The sequence below is a fragment of the Oryzicola mucosus genome (assembly GCF_014534685.1).
Classification (GTDB): domain Bacteria; phylum Pseudomonadota; class Alphaproteobacteria; order Rhizobiales; family Rhizobiaceae; genus Oryzicola; species Oryzicola mucosus.
Genome location: NZ_JACVVX010000002.1, coordinates 22800 through 40627, shown reverse-complemented (window position 1 = coordinate 40627; position 17828 = coordinate 22800). Strand labels below are relative to the sequence as shown.

General features: G+C 63.3%; 18 protein-coding genes. 9 read left to right on the top strand and 9 right to left on the bottom strand.

Annotated elements, in window-relative coordinates; all coding sequences use genetic code 11:
* Positions 1 to 3: 3 nt before the first annotated feature.
* The gene (locus tag ICI42_RS06685; RefSeq protein ID WP_188163788.1) at positions 4 to 678 is read right to left on the bottom strand and encodes a glutathione S-transferase family protein; all 675 of its coding nucleotides are present in this window, start codon (positions 676 to 678) and stop codon (positions 4 to 6) included.
* A gap of 213 nt (positions 679 to 891) precedes the next feature.
* On the opposite strand from ICI42_RS06685, the gene dps reads away from it, so the two are divergent.
* Complete coding sequence (gene dps, locus ICI42_RS06680; RefSeq protein ID WP_188163787.1) at positions 892 to 1380, top strand: DNA starvation/stationary phase protection protein Dps; 489 nt, start codon at positions 892 to 894, stop codon at positions 1378 to 1380.
* 3 nt (positions 1381 to 1383) lie between these two features.
* Here the strand turns inward: dps and xdhC are convergent, their stop codons facing one another.
* From xdhC to uraH, 4 genes are all read right to left on the bottom strand, one after another.
* Positions 1384 to 2328, bottom strand: coding sequence for a xanthine dehydrogenase accessory protein XdhC (xdhC, locus tag ICI42_RS06675; RefSeq protein ID WP_188163786.1), 945 nt, complete (start codon positions 2326 to 2328; stop codon positions 1384 to 1386).
* Positions 2329 to 2572: 244 nt separating this feature from the next.
* The gene (gene xdhB, locus ICI42_RS06670) at positions 2573 to 4939 is read right to left on the bottom strand and encodes a xanthine dehydrogenase molybdopterin binding subunit (RefSeq protein ID WP_188163785.1); all 2367 of its coding nucleotides are present in this window, start codon (positions 4937 to 4939) and stop codon (positions 2573 to 2575) included.
* 190 nt (positions 4940 to 5129) lie between these two features.
* The gene (gene xdhA, locus ICI42_RS06665) at positions 5130 to 6605 is read right to left on the bottom strand and encodes a xanthine dehydrogenase small subunit (RefSeq protein ID WP_188163784.1); all 1476 of its coding nucleotides are present in this window, start codon (positions 6603 to 6605) and stop codon (positions 5130 to 5132) included.
* Between the two features lie 3 nt (positions 6606 to 6608).
* Positions 6609 to 6974, bottom strand: coding sequence for a hydroxyisourate hydrolase (uraH, locus tag ICI42_RS06660; RefSeq protein ID WP_188163783.1), 366 nt, complete (start codon positions 6972 to 6974; stop codon positions 6609 to 6611).
* Between the two features lie 182 nt (positions 6975 to 7156).
* On the opposite strand from uraH, the gene puuE reads away from it, so the two are divergent.
* Genes puuE through ICI42_RS06640 form a run of 4 tightly spaced genes read left to right on the top strand, consistent with a single transcriptional unit; the run spans position 7157 to position 10588 of the window.
* Positions 7157 to 8590 (top strand): allantoinase PuuE, encoded by a 1434-nt coding sequence (gene puuE, locus ICI42_RS06655; RefSeq protein ID WP_188163782.1) that lies wholly within the window; start codon positions 7157 to 7159, stop codon positions 8588 to 8590.
* Positions 8591 to 8602: 12 nt separating this feature from the next.
* Positions 8603 to 9433, top strand: a complete 831-nt coding sequence (locus ICI42_RS06650; protein WP_188164442.1) for a bifunctional allantoicase/(S)-ureidoglycine aminohydrolase — start codon at positions 8603 to 8605, stop codon at positions 9431 to 9433.
* A gap of 55 nt (positions 9434 to 9488) precedes the next feature.
* The gene (locus ICI42_RS06645; protein ID WP_188163781.1) at positions 9489 to 9998 is read left to right on the top strand and encodes an ureidoglycolate lyase; all 510 of its coding nucleotides are present in this window, start codon (positions 9489 to 9491) and stop codon (positions 9996 to 9998) included.
* Positions 9995 to 10588, top strand: coding sequence for a nucleoside deaminase (locus tag ICI42_RS06640; RefSeq protein ID WP_188163780.1), 594 nt, complete (start codon positions 9995 to 9997; stop codon positions 10586 to 10588). Before ICI42_RS06645 ends, ICI42_RS06640 begins: the two co-directional genes overlap by 4 nt.
* A gap of 219 nt (positions 10589 to 10807) precedes the next feature.
* Here the strand turns inward: ICI42_RS06640 and ICI42_RS06635 are convergent, their stop codons facing one another.
* From ICI42_RS06635 to ICI42_RS06625, 3 genes are all read right to left on the bottom strand, one after another.
* Positions 10808 to 11068 (bottom strand): hypothetical protein, encoded by a 261-nt coding sequence (locus tag ICI42_RS06635; RefSeq protein WP_188163779.1) that lies wholly within the window; start codon positions 11066 to 11068, stop codon positions 10808 to 10810.
* 162 nt (positions 11069 to 11230) lie between these two features.
* Positions 11231 to 12682, bottom strand: a complete 1452-nt coding sequence (gene xylB / locus ICI42_RS06630; RefSeq protein WP_188163778.1) for a xylulokinase — start codon at positions 12680 to 12682, stop codon at positions 11231 to 11233.
* 106 nt (positions 12683 to 12788) lie between these two features.
* Complete coding sequence (locus ICI42_RS06625; protein WP_188163777.1) at positions 12789 to 13412, bottom strand: LysE family translocator; 624 nt, start codon at positions 13410 to 13412, stop codon at positions 12789 to 12791.
* Positions 13413 to 13927: 515 nt separating this feature from the next.
* Between ICI42_RS06625 and ICI42_RS06620 the strand changes: the two genes are divergently transcribed.
* Complete coding sequence (locus tag ICI42_RS06620; RefSeq protein ID WP_188164441.1) at positions 13928 to 14605, top strand: L,D-transpeptidase; 678 nt, start codon at positions 13928 to 13930, stop codon at positions 14603 to 14605.
* Positions 14606 to 14673: 68 nt separating this feature from the next.
* The gene (locus tag ICI42_RS06615) at positions 14674 to 15840 is read left to right on the top strand and encodes a diphosphate--fructose-6-phosphate 1-phosphotransferase (RefSeq protein WP_188163776.1); all 1167 of its coding nucleotides are present in this window, start codon (positions 14674 to 14676) and stop codon (positions 15838 to 15840) included.
* Positions 15841 to 15861: 21 nt separating this feature from the next.
* Here ICI42_RS06615 and ICI42_RS06610 read toward each other — a convergent pair whose 3' ends face one another.
* Positions 15862 to 16128: a PepSY domain-containing protein gene (locus ICI42_RS06610; RefSeq protein ID WP_188163775.1), complete on the bottom strand. Its 267-nt coding sequence runs from the start codon at positions 16126 to 16128 to the stop codon at positions 15862 to 15864.
* 316 nt (positions 16129 to 16444) lie between these two features.
* On the opposite strand from ICI42_RS06610, the gene ICI42_RS06605 reads away from it, so the two are divergent.
* Both ICI42_RS06605 and ICI42_RS06600 read left to right on the top strand, forming a co-directional pair.
* A complete protein-coding gene (locus ICI42_RS06605; protein ID WP_188163774.1) occupies positions 16445 to 16750 on the top strand; it encodes a hypothetical protein in 306 nt (101 codons plus the stop codon).
* A 196-nt stretch (positions 16751 to 16946) separates the two neighbouring features.
* Positions 16947 to 17828 carry an MBL fold metallo-hydrolase gene (locus ICI42_RS06600; RefSeq protein ID WP_188163773.1) on the top strand — a complete coding sequence of 294 codons (882 nt, stop codon included), beginning with the start codon at positions 16947 to 16949 and terminating at the stop codon, positions 17826 to 17828.

Genomic DNA, 17828 nt, shown 5'->3' with positions numbered 1-17828 from the left:
ACGTCACGCTTCTGGAATGACAGGCTTCTTTTCGAGCGGGAAATACCGGAAATAGGGCCTCGCTTCCTTCAGCACGCGGCGATAGGAAGGCCGGGCGCAAAGCCGCAGCAGATAGGCTTTCGTCTCCGGAAACTGGTCTCCGATCGGCTCGGCGGTATCGGCGTAGAACAAGGCGGGCGCGGCCGAGCAGTCGGCAATGCCGAACGTGTCGCCCATCGCCCATGTCCGCCCTGCCATCCGGGTCTCGATGACACCGTAGGCATCGCGCAGCAGGCGACGCGCCTTCTCGACGCCGGTCGGGTCGCTCTTGCCTTCCGGCCGCAGCCTGTCACCGACGATCTGCTGCATAAGAATATGGACATGGAAATCGAAGAAGCGGTCCCAGAACCGCGCTTTCCTGGCAAGGTCCGGATCGTCCGGCAGGAAGCGGACCGCACCGCGATGGTGCCGGTCGAGATATTCGATGACGATGCTGGATTCGGCAACCGTTTCGCCACGGTCGGTATCGACCAATGCCGGCATTTTCCCCATCGGCCACACCGCCTTGAAGGCGGCGAGGGAGGCGGGATCGCCGAAATCGACCACGATTGGCTCGAACGGCGTGTCGTTCTCGTAAAGCGGGATAAGCACCTTATGACTGAACGAAGAAAGCGGGTGGGAGTACAGCCGCAAAACCATCTCATCCTCCTCCGGATGCGGTGAAGATGGTCCAGACAGGGTCGGTTCGCAAGACGGAATACCGGTCGGGCCGTGCGAAGCGACGTCCAAAATAATCCATCTTGGGCACTGGAACCGCGCTGCAAGGGAACCAATTATTGCATAGTCTGTGCAGCAGCGCCGCCGAGCGCGCTGTCTTCAAGCGATCCCATACGCGACCAAGGAGCCATCTCTATGAAAAACCATGAAACGCGCAACGACGTGCCTTCGAATGCGAAGAAGGCATCGATCGAACTCCTGAATGCGCGGCTGGCCGACGCAATCGATCTCGCTCTCATCACCAAGCAGGCGCACTGGAACATCAAGGGTCCGCATTTCATCGCAGTGCACGAGATGCTGGACGGCTTCCGTAAGGATCTGGACAACCATGTCGACACGATAGCCGAACGCGCCGTGCAGCTCGGCGGCACGGCTCTCGGCACCACGCAAGTGGTTGAGGAAGCCTCGAGCCTGAAGCCCTACCCCACCGACATCTACAAGACGGTCGACCACATCCACGCGCTGATCGACGCCTATGCGACATCAGCGAACAACGCGCGCAAGGCCATCGACGAAGCCGACGAGGCGGGCGACGCTGATACCGCCGACATCTTCACCGCCTATTCGCGCTCGCTCGACAAGTCGTTGTGGTTCCTGGAAGCGCATATCCAGGAAAAGGAATGACCGTCAGCGCGAGAGCGCCGTCATGATCTCGGCAGCGGCCAGCGCGGCGATGACCGCCGGCCGCTTATCATTGACCGCATTTCCGCCGATGGGCGAGACGAGGCGCGCAAAAGCAGCTTCGTCGCCGCCCGCTGTTTTGAGATACCAGCTTTTGAACGTCGCCTTCTTGGTCTTCGACCCGATCATGCCGACATAGCAGGCATCCAGCCGCTTCAACGCTTCTGCGACGATCAGGAAGTCAAGCGCGTGGTCGTGGGTCAGCACGACATAGGCAGCCCCCTGCGGTGCATCGCGCACCTCGGCCTCCGGCACGGCGGTCAGCCGCGTTTCGACGGCTGCGGGCATGCCCTCCAGCGCGTCGGCCCGCGTTTCGACCAGCACGACATGCACCGGCAGCAGGGCAAAGGCCAAGGCCAGCGCCTGCCCGACATGCCCGCCGCCGAAAACAAGGATGCGCGGGCGCGCCTCGTCCTCCACTTCCGCTTCGGTGATCAGGCCGGCGCGCAGCTCGTCGTCGCACAGCCGAATGGTGAGAAGCACGCGCCCGCCGCAACACTGGCCGATCTCCGGGCCGAGGGGAATGTCGAGGGTGAGCGGCCCACCTTTACCCTCCCCCTTGAGGGGAGGATCGGAGAGCATCCGTAGCGCAGCGGAGGATGCGAGACGGGGTGGGGGTTCTGGTTTATCAAACACCCCCAACCCGACGCTACGCGTCGACCCTCCCCACAAGGGGGAAGGTAAGGCGTCCGCCAGCATCTCCCGCGCTCTGTCGATCGCCATGAACTCGAGCTGCCCGCCGCCGATGGTGCCGTAAATCGCCGCCGGCGAGACCAGCATCCAGGCGCCCTGCTCGCGCGGCGTGGAGCCTTGGGCCTCAGTCACTTGAACAAGGGCAGTGGAGGGAGAGACGTCGAGAAAGGCGCGGAGGGATTTTGCAGGTGAAGTCATCAGGCAGACCGCCAGGATGAGCAGCTTGGTAAAGCCCGGTGCTCGACGTTGCCCCCCTCTGTCCTGCCGGACATCTCCCCCGCAAGGGGGGAGATTAGCTGCTTCACGCTCCCCGTCTTTTCTGCAACGTCTGCGATTGGCGAAAGCCAAGGCGACATCCAATCTCCCCCCTTGCGGGGGAGATGTCCGGCAGGACAGAGGGGGGCGCCATAAAGCACCGGCCTGGCCGATATCACTTTAAAGATCATCTCTTCGAAACACCGGCCACCTCGCCCTTCAACCTTTCCATCGCCATCAGCACGCGTTCGGGGGTGGCGGGGGCATCGAGGCGCGGGCAGATGCGGTGGTCGGCCACACTCGCGACCGCATCCGACAGCGCGTGAAACACCGACATGCCGAGCATGAAGGGCGGTTCGCCGACGGCCTTGGAGCGGTGGATGGTGGGCTCGAACGCCTCTGGCCAATCGGCCAGCGTGACGTTGAAAATCTTCGGCCGGTCCGACGCCAGCGGAATCTTGTAGGTCGAGGGCGCGTGCGTGCGCAACCGCCCCTTGTCGTCCCACCACAGCTCCTCCGTCGTCAGCCAGCCCATGCCCTGGATGAAACCGCCCTCGATCTGGCCGAGATCGATGGCGCGGTTCAGCGAGCGGCCGGTCTCGTGCAGGATATCGGTACGCTCGACGACATATTCGCCTGTCAGCGTATCGACCGAGACTTCCGAGCACGATGCGCCGTAGGCGAAATAATAGAACGGATGTCCCTCGCCCTTGTCGCGGTCCCAATGGATCTTCGGCGTCTTGTAGAAGCCCGCCGCCGACAGCTGGATGCGGGCGAAATAGGCCATCTTGACCAGATCGGCGAAGGCGATTTCCTGATTGCCGATGCGCACGCGGTTGGGCAGGAAGACGATCTGGTCGGCGGCGACCTGGAACTTGTCGGCGGCGAAATCGACCAGCCGATCCTTGATCTGCCGCGCCGCGTTCTGCGCTGCCATGCCGTTGAGGTCCGAGCCCGAGGAGGCGGCGGTAGCAGAGGTGTTCGGCACCTTGCCGGTGGTGGTTGCGGTGATCTTGACCTGGTCGATGTCGATCTGGAACTCCTCGGCCACCACTTGGGCTACCTTGACATAGAGGCCCTGCCCCATTTCGGTGCCGCCATGGTTCAGGTGCACCGAACCGTCGGTATAGACATGCACCAGCGCGCCGGCCTGGTTGTAATGCGTGGCGGTGAACGAGATGCCGAACTTGACCGGCGTCAGCGCCAGCCCGCGCTTGATGAAGCGGCTGTTGGCGTTGAAAGCCGCGATCTGGCGGCGGCGGCGCGCATAGTCGGCGCTCTCTTCCAGCTCGGCGACGATGCGGTGGACGATGTTGTCCTCCACCGTCTGATGGTAGGGCGTGACGTTTCTGTCACCATTCTTATCGCCATTTGGGCCGTAAAAATTCAGCTTGCGGATTTCGAGCGGGTCCTTGCCGACAGCAAAGGCCACCTCATCGATGACGCGTTCGGCCCCGATCATGCCCTGCGGCCCGCCAAAGCCGCGAAACGCCGTATTGGATACGGTGTTGGTGTAGAGCGGCGCCGACACCGCCTTCACGGCGGGCCAGAAATAGGCGTTGTCGCAATGAAACAGCGCGCGGTCCGTCACCGGCCCGGAGAGATCGGAGGAGAAGCCGCAGCGCGCGGCATAGACCAGGTCGACGCCGAGAATATTGCCCTCGTCGTCAAAGCCGACCTCGTAGTCGACCAGGAAATCATGCCGCTTGCCTGTCGCCGTCATGTCGTCATCGCGGTCGGGCCGGATCTTCACCGCTCGGTTGAGCTTCTTGGCAGCGATGGCGGCGATGGCGGCGAACTGGTTGGACTGGGTTTCCTTGCCGCCGAACCCGCCGCCCATGCGGCGGATTTCCACCGTCACCGCGTGGCTGGGAACGCCCAGCGCATGCGACACCATATGCTGCACTTCGCTGGGATGCTGGGTGGAGGAATAGACGGTGACGTCCTGATCCTCACCGGGAATGGCGAGGGCGATGTGGCCTTCGAGATAGAAATGATCCTGTCCGCCGATCCGCATTCTGCCGCTCACTCTGCGCGGTGCGGCGGCAATCGCATCAGCCGCATCGCCGCGCTTCAGCGTCAGCGGCGGCGTGACGAGCTTGTCGTTGAGCGGATCGAGCGCGCCGATGTCGGTGACGAAGGGCAGCGCGTCGTATTCCACCTTGGCCAGACGGCAGGCGCGACGCGCGGCCTCGCGCGTTTCGGCGATGACGGCAAAGATCGGCTGGCCGTGAAATTGCACCAGCGTGTCGGTCAGGATCGGCTCGTCATGGCGACCGGTCGGCGAGATGTCGTTTTCGCCGGGCACATCGGCGCCGGTCAGCACCGCGACGACGCCGGGGGCAACGCGCACCGCCGACAGATCCATCGCTGTGATCGTGCCATGCGCGATATCCGCAAGTCCGAGGCAGCCATGCAGCGTGCCGGCCGGCTCGGGCATGTCGTCGATATAGACCGCCGTGCCGCTGACATGCTTGTGCGCGGAATCGTGGCGCTGGTCGGTGGCGACACCGCCTTTGATCGCAGCGGCCTTGAGATCGGGGGTGTGGTTCATGCAGGCATCCCCCACGAGGCACCCCCCTCTGTCCTGCCGGACATCTCCCCCTCAAGGGGGGAGATCGAGCTATATCGACCGCTTTCCCCAATCTCCCGCGTCAACGATTGAGGCGAAGCATCGAAGTTGCCAATCTCCCCCCTTGAGGGGGAGATGTCCGGCAGGACAGAGGGGGGTGAAAAATGGCCCATCATGCCGCCTTGTATCTGGAGATCGTCAACGGCCCGGCGAACCCTGTCGTCTCGGCAAAAAAGCGAAGCAGAAGATTGCGCCCGGCCAGCGCGCGGTATTCAGCGGAGGCGCGCATATCGGTCAGAGGCGTGAAATCCTCGGCATAGGCGGCCAGCGCCGCTTCCACGGTCTCTTCCGTCCAAGGCTTGCCGAGCAGCGCCGCCTCGACTGCCCTGGCGCGCTTCGGCGTCGCCGCCATACCGCCATAGGCGATACGGATCGCCGCCACCGTGCCGTCATGAGCCAGTTCGAGCCGGAAGGCACCGAGGGTGGAGGTGATATCCTCGTCGCGCCGCTTGGTGACCTTGTAGGCTGCGAACTTCACCTCCGCGCCCGGCAGCGGCACATGCACAGCCTCGACGAACTCGCCAGGCGCCCGATCCTGCTTGCCATAGGCGATGAAGAAGTCCTCCAGATCGAGCGTCCGGCGTTCGCCACCCTTGCGCAGGGTGACGGAGGCCCCGAGCGCGATGAGCGGCGGCGGCGTATCGCCGATAGGCGAGCCGTTGGCAATGTTGCCGCCGATGGTGCCCATATTGCGCACCTGCTCGCCGCCGATGCGGTCGATCAGCGCGCCCAGCGCCGGAACATGCCGCGACAAGACGGCATGAGCCTCGGTGTAGCTGACGCCCGCGCCGATGCTGAGGACGCCATCCGTCTCGCTGATGATGCGCAGGCCTTCGAGATTGCCGATGAACACCGCCGGCGCGATGTCCCGCATGAATTTGGTCACCCACAGACCGACATCGGTCGAACCCGAGACGATGGTAGCGTTCGGCGAGGTGACGAGGATGTCGGCGAGGTCGTCGACATCGGCGGGGATGACCAGCCGCTCCTTGCCGGAGCCGATCTCGACCCGGGCGCCGTCGCGCAGGGCGGACAGCCGCGCGGTAATTGCTGCACGTTCGAGGGCCAATGGGTCGTTCGCCGACTTGCCATAGCTGGAGATGGCGCGGGCTGCGCGGATGATGGCCTCGTAGCCGGTGCAGCGGCAGAGATTGCCTTGCAGCGCCTTTTCGATGGCCGCATCCGAAGGCTCCGGCGTGCGCATCCACAGCGAATACAGCGACATGACGAAACCCGGCGTGCAGAAGCCGCATTGCGAGCCATGAAAATCCACCATCGCCTGCTGCACCGGGTGCAGTGAATCGCCCTGGCCGTTGAGGTGTTCGACGGTCACCACATGGCAGCCCTCGAGCGAAGCGAGGAAGCGGATGCAGCCATTGACGCTTTCATAAACGAGGCCGCCACCGGATAGCCGCCCCACCAGCACCGTGCAGGCGCCGCAATCGCCCTCCGCGCAGCCTTCCTTGCTGCCGCGCAGCGACCTGCGCAGGCGAAGGTAATCGAGCAGCGTCTCATCCGGCTTAACATCTGACAGGGTGATGTCATCGCCGTTGAGCAGGAAGCGGATGTGGGAGCGCACTTCAACCATTGCTCAGCTCCCCCGATACGTCGAATAGCCATAGGGCGAGAGCAGCAGCGGCACATGGTAATGCCGGGCTTCGGCCATGCCGAAGCGGATCGGGATCTGGTCGAGGAATGCAACCTCCGGCAGTTCCAAGCCAGCGGCTCGGAGATAGTCGCCTGCGGAGAAAATCAGCTCATACTGGCCGGTCTGAAAGGCTTTCCCTTCGAGCAGTGGCGCATCGCAGCGTCCGTCCTCGTTGGTGACGGCCTCAAGCAGCTTGCGATGCGAATTGCCGCTGACCCGATAGAGCGCAATTTTGAGCCCCGCCGCCGGAAGGCCGGACGCGGTGTTAAGAACATGGGTGGTAAGGCGCCCGCCCGAGGCTTTCGTCATCAGCCCTCCCTTCGCCGGTACATTCGAACGCGAACGGTGCATTCTGCGGCAATTCAAGGCTATGTATAGGCCCCATCCAACCAGACGGCGGCAAAAAGACTTTCAAATTTTTTGAGGGGATTGGCCACCTCTCCCTTTGCTATCGTGCACATTGGGTTCACGCCCCATCTGCGAGGGACTTGATGCGTTACGTAAGAGACATGCGCGGCTATGGCGCCAACCCGCCCGATCCGAAATGGCCGGGCGGCGCCCATGTCGCCGTGCAGTTCGTGGTCAATTACGAGGAAGGCGGCGAAAACAACATTCTGCATGGCGACGCCGCATCCGAGGCGTTCCTGTCGGAAATCGTCGGCGCCGCGCAATGGCCGGGCATGCGGCACTGGAACATGGAGTCGATCTACGAATATGGCGCCCGCGCCGGTTTCTGGCGGCTGTTGCGCCTGTTCAAGAACGCAGGCGTGCCGGCCACATGCTACGGCGTGGCCACCGCACTCGCGCGCTCGCCCGACCAGGTGGCGGCCATGCAGGACGCCGGCTGGGAAATCGCCTCGCACGGCCTGCGCTGGATCGACTATCGCGACCACGGCATCGAGGCCGAACGCGCCGACATGCTGGAAGCCATAAGGCTGCATACCGAAGTCACCGGCGAGCGCCCCACGGGCTGGTACGAAGGACGCGCCTCGGTCAACACCGTGCGGCTCGCCGCTGCCGAAGGCGGCTTCGACTATGTCTCCGATACCTATGACGACGACCTGCCCTACTGGCTCGACCATGACGGGCACGGCGCCCCGATCGACCCACAACTGATCATCCCCTACACTCTGGACGCCAACGACATGCGCTTCGCTGTGGCCGGCGGCTTCAACTCCGGCGACCAGTTCTTCGCCTATCTCAAGGACAGCTTCGACACGCTCTACGCAGAAGGCAAAGCCGGGCACCCCCGCATGATGAGCGTCGGGCTGCATTGCCGCCTCGTCGGCCGACCGGGCCGCGCGGCGGCATTGAAGCGCTTCATCGACTACGTGCAGAGCCACGACAAGGTCTGGCTGCCGCGCCGCATCGACATCGCCCGCCATTGGCGCGAACAGCATCCGTACCGCGCACCCATCTTGCGCCCCTCGCGCATGGACAAGGCCACGTTCGTGCAGAGGTTCGGCGGCATCTTCGAACACTCGCCATGGATCGCCGAGCGCGCCTTCGGGCTGGAGCTTGGCCCCGCCCATGACAGCGCCGGCGGGCTGCACAACGCGCTCTGCCGCATCTTCCGTTCGGCAAGCGAGAGCGAGCGTCTGGGCGTGCTGCAAGCCCATCCCGACCTCGCCGGCAAGCTGGCGCAGGCAAAGCGGCTGACACCCGAATCGGCGAACGAACAGGCCTCCGCCGGGCTCGACGCGCTGACCGACGAAGAGCGCGCGACGTTCACCGCGCTGAATGAGGATTACACGGCGAAATTCGGCTTCCCCTTCATCATTGCCGTGAAGGGGCGCAGCAAGGCCGAAATCCTCGACGCCTTCAAGGCGCGCGTTTCCAACGACCGCGCCACCGAATTCGACACGGCCGCCAAGCAGGTGGAGCGCATCGCGCTGCTCCGCCTCAAGGATATTCTGCCCGCCTGAGAGGACATGACGATGCAAGGCCGCACCTATTATGCGCCAACAGGCGGCCTGCCGCCACAGACGCAATTGCTCACCGACCGCGCCGTCTTCACCGAGGCCTATGCGGTCATCCCCAAGGGCGTGATGAGCGACATCGTCACCAGCCCCTTGCCGTTCTGGGACGGCACCCGCGCCTGGATCCTGTCGCGTCCGCTGTCCGGCTTCGCCGAGACGTTTTCGCAATACATCATGGAAGTGGCGCCCGGCGGCGGCAGCGACCGGACGGAACTCGACCCGGCTGCCGAGGGCGTCCTGTTCGTGGTCGAGGGCGAGATCTCGGTCGCGATAGGCGGCGACACCCATGTCATGCATCCCGGCTGCTACGCCTATCTGCCGCCTTCCAGCGGCTGGACGCTGCGCAACGAAAGCAGCGGTCATGCCCGCTTCCATTGGATCCGCAAGGCCTATGAGCCGGTCGAGGGCATCGACACGCCGCCGCCTCTGTTTCTCGACGAGGCGGATGTTACGCCCTCGGCCATGCCGGGCACCGACGGCAAATGGGCGACGACGCGTTTTGTCGACCCAGCCGATCTGCGCCACGATATGCACGTGACCGTGGTGACCTTCGAGCCGGGCGCGGTCATCCCCTTCGCCGAGACCCATGTCATGGAGCATGGGCTCTACGTGCTCGAAGGCAAGGCGGTCTACCGGCTCAATCAGGATTGGGTGGAGGTCGAGGCCGGCGACTATATGTGGCTGCGCGCGTTTTGCCCGCAGGCCTGCTATGCCGGCGGGCCGGGCAAGTTCCGGTACCTGCTCTACAAGGATGTCAACCGGCACGCGAAGCTGGGCGGCTTCCGGTGAATCTTCTGATCCACACCGAGAACCCGACAGGCAGGCAAGAAGCGGGATTTCGACCATGACCCGCATCATCACCGCACAGCCCCTGACACGCGAAAACTTCGCTCCGTTCGGCGATATCATCGACACAGCAGGCGCAGGCCATTTCCCGATCAATGCCGGGAAGTGCATCCGCCATCACGATCTCGCCAGGGTCGAGACCGCGGGCGACAACGCCCGCACCTTGATTTCGATCTTCAGGGGAACGCCCTATGATTTCCCGTTGCAGCTGACGATGGTCGAGCGGCATCCGCTCGGCAGCCAGGCGTTCATGCCGCTGTCGCAGAACCCGTTCCTGGTCATCGTCTGCCCGGATACGCCAAACGGGCCAGGCACACCGCAAGCCTTCTTGACGGCGCCCGGACAAGGTGTGAACTATCCGCGCGGGCGGTGGCACGGTGTGCTGACGCCCATCGGCGCGCCACAGGACTTTCTGGTTGTGGATCGCGGCGGCGACGGCACCAATCTCGAAGAATTCGTTTTCCCCGAACCCTATGAAATCCGTCTGACGGAAGGACCTGTCGCATGACCGACGCCGCCACGCTCGACCGACTGCTCGACGTGATCGAAAACGACATCGCCCCCAAGACAGCGCAAGGCGTGGCCAAGGGCAACAAGCTGTTCGGCGCCGCCATGCTGCGCAAGGACGACCTGTCGCTGGTGATCGCCGAAACAAACAACGAGATCGAGAACCCGCTGTGGCATGGCGAGGTGCATCTGTTGAAAAAGTTCTACGAGATGCCGAAAGAAGAGCGCGCCGATACCAAGGACTGCATCTTCATCGCCACTCACGAGCCTTGTTCGTTGTGCCTGTCGGCCATCACCTGGACGGGCTTCGACAATTTCTACTACCTCTTCAGCTATCAGGATTCGCGCGACGCCTTCGCCATTCCGCACGATCTGAAAATCCTGAAGGAGGTTTTCACCCTCGACGACGGCGGCTACAACGACGCCAACGACTATTGGACGGCGTATTCCATTGGCCGGCTGATCAGCGAGCTGCCCGAACCCGACCGCAGCCGGCTCGAAGCCCGGCGCCAGGCCATCGCCGAACTTTACGACCGCATGTCGGCGACCTACCAGTCGAGCAAGGAAGCAAACGACATTCCGCTGAATTGAAGACAATATCGTATCGATTTTTGCGAGCGGCGGCAGAGTAAATATCCCCTCACCGTCTCGCTGCGCTCGCCACCTCTCCCCTTTAAGGCGGCGAGGAACCCAAGTTCTGGGAAGCATTCGTCCTACGAGGCAGCAGTCCTCTCCCCTGCGAAGTGGGGGAGAGGTGGTTTGCGCAGCAAACCGGTGAGGGGGTGATTGAGACCTTGCCCGACGGACAGATCAGCAGGCGGTCCGGGTGATGACGGTGACGCCGCCATCCTTCTTGTCGAGGACGGCGCGCATCGCGCTGACGAGCTTGCCTTCGAGACGGCGCGCGACGGCCGCGTTCCATTCGGGAGACACCGAATCGTTGTCGGCCGCAGCCGGCATATCCATGAGTTGGTCTACGATCGACACGCCGTCGCGGGCGCGTGAAAACAATGCGGAAATCGCCGAATCGCCGGTGGTCTGCATGGCTCTATCGCTCGTGTTGGTCATCATGGTCCGTATCGTATCCGCGTTGCATGACAACCGTAAGGCAACGGCGTGTCGTTCCAGCGACGATGAACGGGCGAGCGTGCTAAATGTTGCGCGACACGGCAATGTTTTTTGCCATGCCGGTTTTTTTGAAGCTCCTGAGCGACGTGGGTGGCGATGCCGGCCTTATGAGACCGCCCGAATCGCCGGATAGAGCGACCGGTAGCGCGCATAGGCATCGGCATAGGCCTGGCTGAGCGCGGCATCCGGCTCGATGGTTTCCGAGGTCTTCGGCGGCGTGCAGACCTGATGCGGATCGGCGCTTTCCGCCGCGATCAGTCCCAGCCTGGCCGCACCGAAGGCAGCGCCGAAATCGCCGTCCGTGGGAATGTCGACCGGGATGCCGAGCGCGGTGGCGATGGATTTGAGCCAGTAGTGGGAGCGTGAGCCGCCACCGATGGCGGTGACGCGGGTCAGCGTCGTACCCGCCTTGGCGAGCGCTTCCAGGCTGTCGCGGAAAGCGAATGACACGCCCTCGAGCACGGCCTGCGTCAACACTGCCCGGTCGGATCCATGCTCAAGCCCGGTAAAGGAGCCCCGGATCACCGCGTCGTTGTGCGGGGTCCGCTCGCCCGACAGATAGGGCAGAAAGGTCACGCCCGTCGGCGCGCGCAGGTCGTCGCCGAGTTCGGAGGTCAGGTCCGAAGCGCTCTTGCCGCTGATCTGGCTCAGCCAGTTCAGCGAATCGGTCGCCGACAGGATGACGCCCATCTGGTGCCAGGCATTGGGTAGCGCATGGCAGAATGTGTGGACCGCACTTTCCGGATTGGGCAGATAGGCGCCGTTGGCAGCGAACAGCACGCCCGACGTGCCGAGCGACACAAAGGCCTGGCCGGGCGCCACGGTGCCCATGCCCACGGCGGACGCGGCATTGTCGCCCGCGCCGCCCGCAACGATCACATTGGCCCCCATGCCCCATTGCGCGGCAAGCTCGGCGCGCAGCGTGCCGGCGGGCTCCGTGCCCTCGACCAGACGCGGCATCCGGCTTTCGTCGAGATCGGTCGCAGCCAGCAGTTCCGGCGACCATCTGCGCTGGGCGACATCGAGCCAAGAGGTTCCGGCGGAATCCGACATTTCCGAAATATGCTCGCCGGCAAGCCAGAGTCGCAGGAAGTCCTTGGGCAGCAGCACCTTGGCGACCTTGGCGAACAGTTCGGGCTCGTTGACTTTTACCCAGGCCAGTTTCGGCGCGGTGAAGCCGGGAAAGACGATGTTGCCGGTGATCTGGCGAAAGCGCGGATCGGCATCGAGCTTAGCGGCTTCCTGATGGCTGCGCGTGTCGTTCCACAGGATGCAGGGTCTTAGGACCTTGTCGCCGCTGTCCAGCAGCGTCGCGCCATGCATCTGGCCGGACAGGCCGATGCCCTTGACCGCTGCCAGTTCCTTCGGATGTTTCGCCTTGAGGCCTGCGACCGCTTCCTCGGTGGCGCGGATCCAGTGCGCCGGATCCTGCTCCGACCAGCCGTGATGCGGCCGCGACACGTCGAGCGCGCCATTGGCAGAGCCGACGATGGTCTGGTTTGCGTCCATCAGCAGCGCCTTGACGCCGGATGTGCCGAGATCGAGCCCGAGATACATAAGCGATCCTCCCTTGATCGCCTATCTCATAGCAAAAACTGGGCGGCACGAAACCGCCCGGCGGCACCGGGACGTGATTTTTTCGCGGCCCGCAATAATTGTTCGCTCACTGTCCCGAGCGCATCGTCGCGGTGGCGATGCCGGCACCGACCAGCATGGTGCCGCCAGCCCTGTTGAACAGACGGATCGCGCGCGGATTGGCGACGACCGAGCGCGCCCGCGACGCGATGAGCGCATAGCCGAAAGCGTTGAGGAAGGCGAGGGTCAGGAAGGTGGCCTGGAAGATTAGCATCTGGCTGAGGAAATCGCCGTTGCGGTCGATGAATTGCGGAAGGAACGCCACGAAGAAAGTGATGCTCTTTGGATTGAGCGCGGTGACCAGCCAGGCATGTGCGGTCATCTTGGCAGCCGATACGGCATCGCGGCGAGGCTCTGCGTTCAGCGCGCCGCCGGCGCGGAACAGCTTGATGCCGAGATAGATGAGATAGGCTGCACCCACCCATTTCAACAGCATGAACACTCCAGCCGAAGCGGCGAGCAGCGCGCCGATGCCGAGCATGGACAAGGTCATCGCCGTGAAGTCGCCGAGCGCCACGCCGACCGCCATGGGAAGCGCGGTACGCCAGCCCTGCCCCAATGCATAGGATACGACCAGCAGGATCGTCGGGCCGGGGATGATCAGAAGGATGGACGACGCGGCTGCGAACGCGGCCCAGTGTTCGAAGGACATGACATTTTCTCCGTCAAAGAGAACGATAAATCCTTGGCCGGCGCAAACTGTAAAGCGCTATTTTCGAGTTCGCTCAATGCAGCAGCGAGGCGGCGAGTTCGGACATATCCGTAACGGCGCCAAGCACCAGGCGACAGCCGGCCGAGTCGCTGCGAACAGCGCCAGATCGGTTTTCAGTGTCTCGCTGATGATTGCCTCGTCTGCTGCGGATCAAAGGCTCAGGCAGCGCTCTGGCCGAGATTGTGACCAACGCTGGGTCATGATGTGCAGCGCCGGGAAAAACGGTCGGCGTCTGGGCAGACGGCTGCCGAGGGGCCGGCAAATCCTTTTCTGACAAAGGTTTGCGGCGTTCATGCTTTATCAACCATGTTTCCTGATGATGGTCGATAACCGGCGCCGAGCGTCTCGAGGCCGTCATCCGCGTAACCGAGTGGAATTGTATCGTGTCCTCATCCTCCGATCTGCATCCTGAAGATCCAGAAAGCGCGCCCCGCCACCATACCTCGCGCCGCCAGATGCTGTTCGGCCTCGGCGCGGCGGGCATGCTGGCCGGCTGCTCCACCTCAAGCTTCACCAACGCCTTCGACGTGCCGCAGCTCGACATGAGCCCCACCGGCACCATCCGTCCGCGCATCAGCGTCGACAAGCAGGTGACGAGCCCGGAGCTGATGTATGCGTCCTTCACCGACGACGGCTTCACCTTGCCGAAAGTACCCTTCGAGAAAGTCGCGCCTGAATACCGCCGCCAGATCGTCGTCGACCCGACCGGCGAGGCGCCCGGCACCATCGTCGTGAGGCTGCAGGAAAAGCACTTGTATCTCGTCCAGCCGGGCGGCGATGCGATCCGCTACGGCGTCGGCATCGGCAAGGACGGCTTCGAATGGTCCGGCCGCGCCAACATCCAGTATGGACGCAAATGGCCGACCTGGACCCCGCCGGCGGAGATGATCGGCCGCAAGCCCGAACTGGTGAAATGGCGCGGCGGCCAGCCAGGCGGCCTCGACAATCCTCTCGGCGCGCGCGCGCTCTACATCTTCAAGGACGGCAAAGACACCGGCTATCGCGTGCACGGCTCGCCGGAATGGTGGAGCATAGGCCAGGCCATGTCGTCCGGCTGCGTGCGCCTGATCAACCAGGACATCATCGACCTCTATAGCCGCGTCTCTGGAAAAACGCCGATCGTCGTGAGCTGACGCGACAGAACGAGCGCGAAAGCCAAAACGCTTTCTGCTATCCTCTCCGAAACACCGGGGAGAATTTCATGCCGCAGACCTTCGTCATCGCCCAGGGCGGTGGTCCTACCGCCGTCATCAACCAGACCCTGGCCGGTATCGTGCTCGAAGCGCGCAGGCGACATCCTGGCGCGAAAGTGCTCGGCGCCCGGCATGGCGTGCGCGGCATTCGCGACGGCGACTATGTCGATCTCAGCGACATTCCCGAAGAACAGCTCCGCCGCATCGCCGCCACGCCGAGCGCAGCACTGGGCAGCACCCGAGATAAGCCCGACGCCGCCTATTGCGATGTCGTCCTTTCCGGCCTGAAGAAAGTCGGCGCCGACGCCTTCGTCTATATCGGCGGCAACGATACCGCCGGCACCCAGCAAATCCTGACCGACGCATCGGGCGGCGGCATGGCGTTCGTGCACGCGCCCAAGACCATCGACAACGACCTGATGGAAAACGACCACACGCCGGGATTCATCTCGGCGGCCGAATTCGTCGCCGGCGCTTTTCTGTCGATCGATCTGGATTTCCGCGCCCTGCCCGGCATCTATGTCGGTATCGTCATGGGCCGCCATGCCGGCTTCCTCACCGCAGCCGCAGCCGCCTGGCGCGACGAGGACAGCGATGGGCCGCATCTTCTCTATGTTCCGGAGCGCGCTTTCTCAGTGCCGCGCTTCGTCTCCGACATCAAGGAGACTATGGGTCGATACGGCCGCTGCGTGGTGGCGATTTCCGAGGGCGTTTCGACGGCGGACGGCCGCTCTCTGGTCGAAAGCCTGGTTTCTCCCGACCGGCTGGAGCGGGACGCGCACGGGAATGTGAAGCTGTCGGGCAGTGACCTCAACCGGGCGCTGGAGCAGGCGTTGGCCGAGGGTCTCCCAGGGACGCGTGCGCGCGTCGATGCTCTGGGCTACGTGCCGCGCGGATATGTCGGCGCGGTTAACCATACCGATGCGCAGGAGGCTTTCGATGCCGGCGTCTTCGCCGTCGAGGTGGCCGAGCGCGGCGGTGGTTCGGTGGCCTTGCAGGAGGACGACGGAAAGACCGTGATCCGCCAGGTGGCGCTGTCGGACGTGGCCGGCAAGACGCGGCATATGCCAGACGATTTCATGCTGACGGACGTCAATCACATCGCCCAGCCGGGGCTCGATTATCTCAAGCGGCTGGTGCCGGGCAAATTCCCGATCGGCAGACCGTTCGTGTGAGCGGCCTGCCTTCGACCTGTATCAGCGGGGCTCGCCGGTGGACGGGTCCATCTTGATTTCCACCTTGGCCTTATCGGTGGTGTAGTAGGTGACGTCGTAATAGCCTTCGTCGTCCCAATCGATCTCGTCGATATAGGCGAACTGGGTGCGCGCCTCGACCTTTGCGACAATCTCCGAGAGCTTCATGCTGTTTGCCGGCGGGACCGGCGATGGCGTGGTCTGCGCCAGGGCGGGGCTTGCCATCATCGACAAAAGCAAAAGCGGCGCGACGGATTTGCGGAGATTCATGACGATCCTTCCTGTTCGAGTTAACTCCCGAAAACGGCTGCGAACGTCAACAGTTCCACTCCGCCGCGCGACGCTGCGGAAAGCTGCATCCAGCGGCCGCCCAGCCCTTCGCAGCCATGTGGCGGCAGAGCTTTGGGGAAGTTGGCCTGCAACACCCTTCTCATAGAGAACCGTGGCGACGGGGTGCCACGCCGTTTCAGGATCAATGGCGGGCACCTCAATCGCTGCAAAGCATGATGGCAGGTCGATCCGAAGTCGCTGGATATGCGTATATTGCTATGGTAGCGTTGAGATAACCATCAGGGAGACAAAGAAAATGAAGCGTTTTGTTGCGTTGTGTGCAGTTGCTGCAACCCTTGCTTTGGCGGGTTGCAATACTCCGGGTGAACGGGCTGTCGCGGGCGGCGCCATCGGCGCGGGTACGGGCGCGCTGCTCGGCCAGGCGATCGGCGGCAACACCGGCGCCACCGTTGCAGGCGCCGTGTTCGGCGGTCTGGCGGGCGCCATGATCGGCGCGGGCACGGCTCCCGGCGAATGCCGCTATCACCAATATGACGATCGCGGCCGTCCGATGTACGATCGCAACGGACGCCCGGTTACCTTCCTGGCTCCCTGCAAGTAAGACACTCCAGGCTTATCAGCCGATCTGCGAAGGCACCGAACCTCCTGAGGCTCGGTGCCTTTTCTTTTGGCTGGACTGTCGATCACCGGCTTGACGTGCGCGACAATCACGCTTTAATGATTGCAAACTATTGCAATCATTTTGCCGATAACGTTGGCCTTGACCAAGGTGCGCGGGCGATGCTGGGAGGAAAGTCATGACGCAGAAACCTGAGGTTGCCGCCTTTTTCGACCCGCGTACCTGTTCGGTCCAATATGTCGTGGCGGACCCCGAAACCCGCATCTGTGTCATCATCGACCCGGTGCACGACTTCGACGAGAAGTCCGGGCGAACCGGTACGGAGAATGCCGACCGCCTGCTCCAATTCATCGCGGAGAAAGGATACACGCTCTCCTGGATTCTCGACACGCATCCGCATGCCGACCATTTTTCCGCGGCTCAGTATCTCAAGGGCAAGACCGGCGCACCGACGGCAATCGGCGAGAAAGTGACCGAGGTCCAGAAACTCTGGAAGGGTTTTTACAACTGGCCTGAATTCCGGGCCGATGGTTCGCAGTGGGACAAGCTCTTTGCCGATGGCGAGACTTTCAAGGTCGGCTCCATTGATGCGCGGGTGATGTTTTCGCCCGGCCATACGCTCGCCTCGATAACCTATGTCATCGGCGATGCCGCCTTTATCCACGACACGATGTTCATGCCCGATGGCGGCACCGCGCGCGCCGATTTCCCTGGCGGCAGCGCCACAGCGTTGTGGACCTCGATCCAGAATATCCTCGCCCTCCCCGACGCAACACGGCTCTTCACCGGGCACGATTACCAGCCGGGCGGCCGCGAACCGCGCTGGGAATCCACGGTGGCCGAACAGAAAGCCGGCAACATCCACATCTCGAAATTCAAGAGCGCGGCAGAATTCGTCGCCGCGCGGGAGGCACGCGACAAGACGCTTCCCATGCCCAAGCTGATCCTGCACGCCCTGCAAGTGAATACCAATGGCGGGTGCCTGCCAAAGCCCGAGGCCAATGGCGTGCGCTACCTCAAAATCCCGCTCGACCAGTTTCCCGACGCGTGCTGGGGCTAA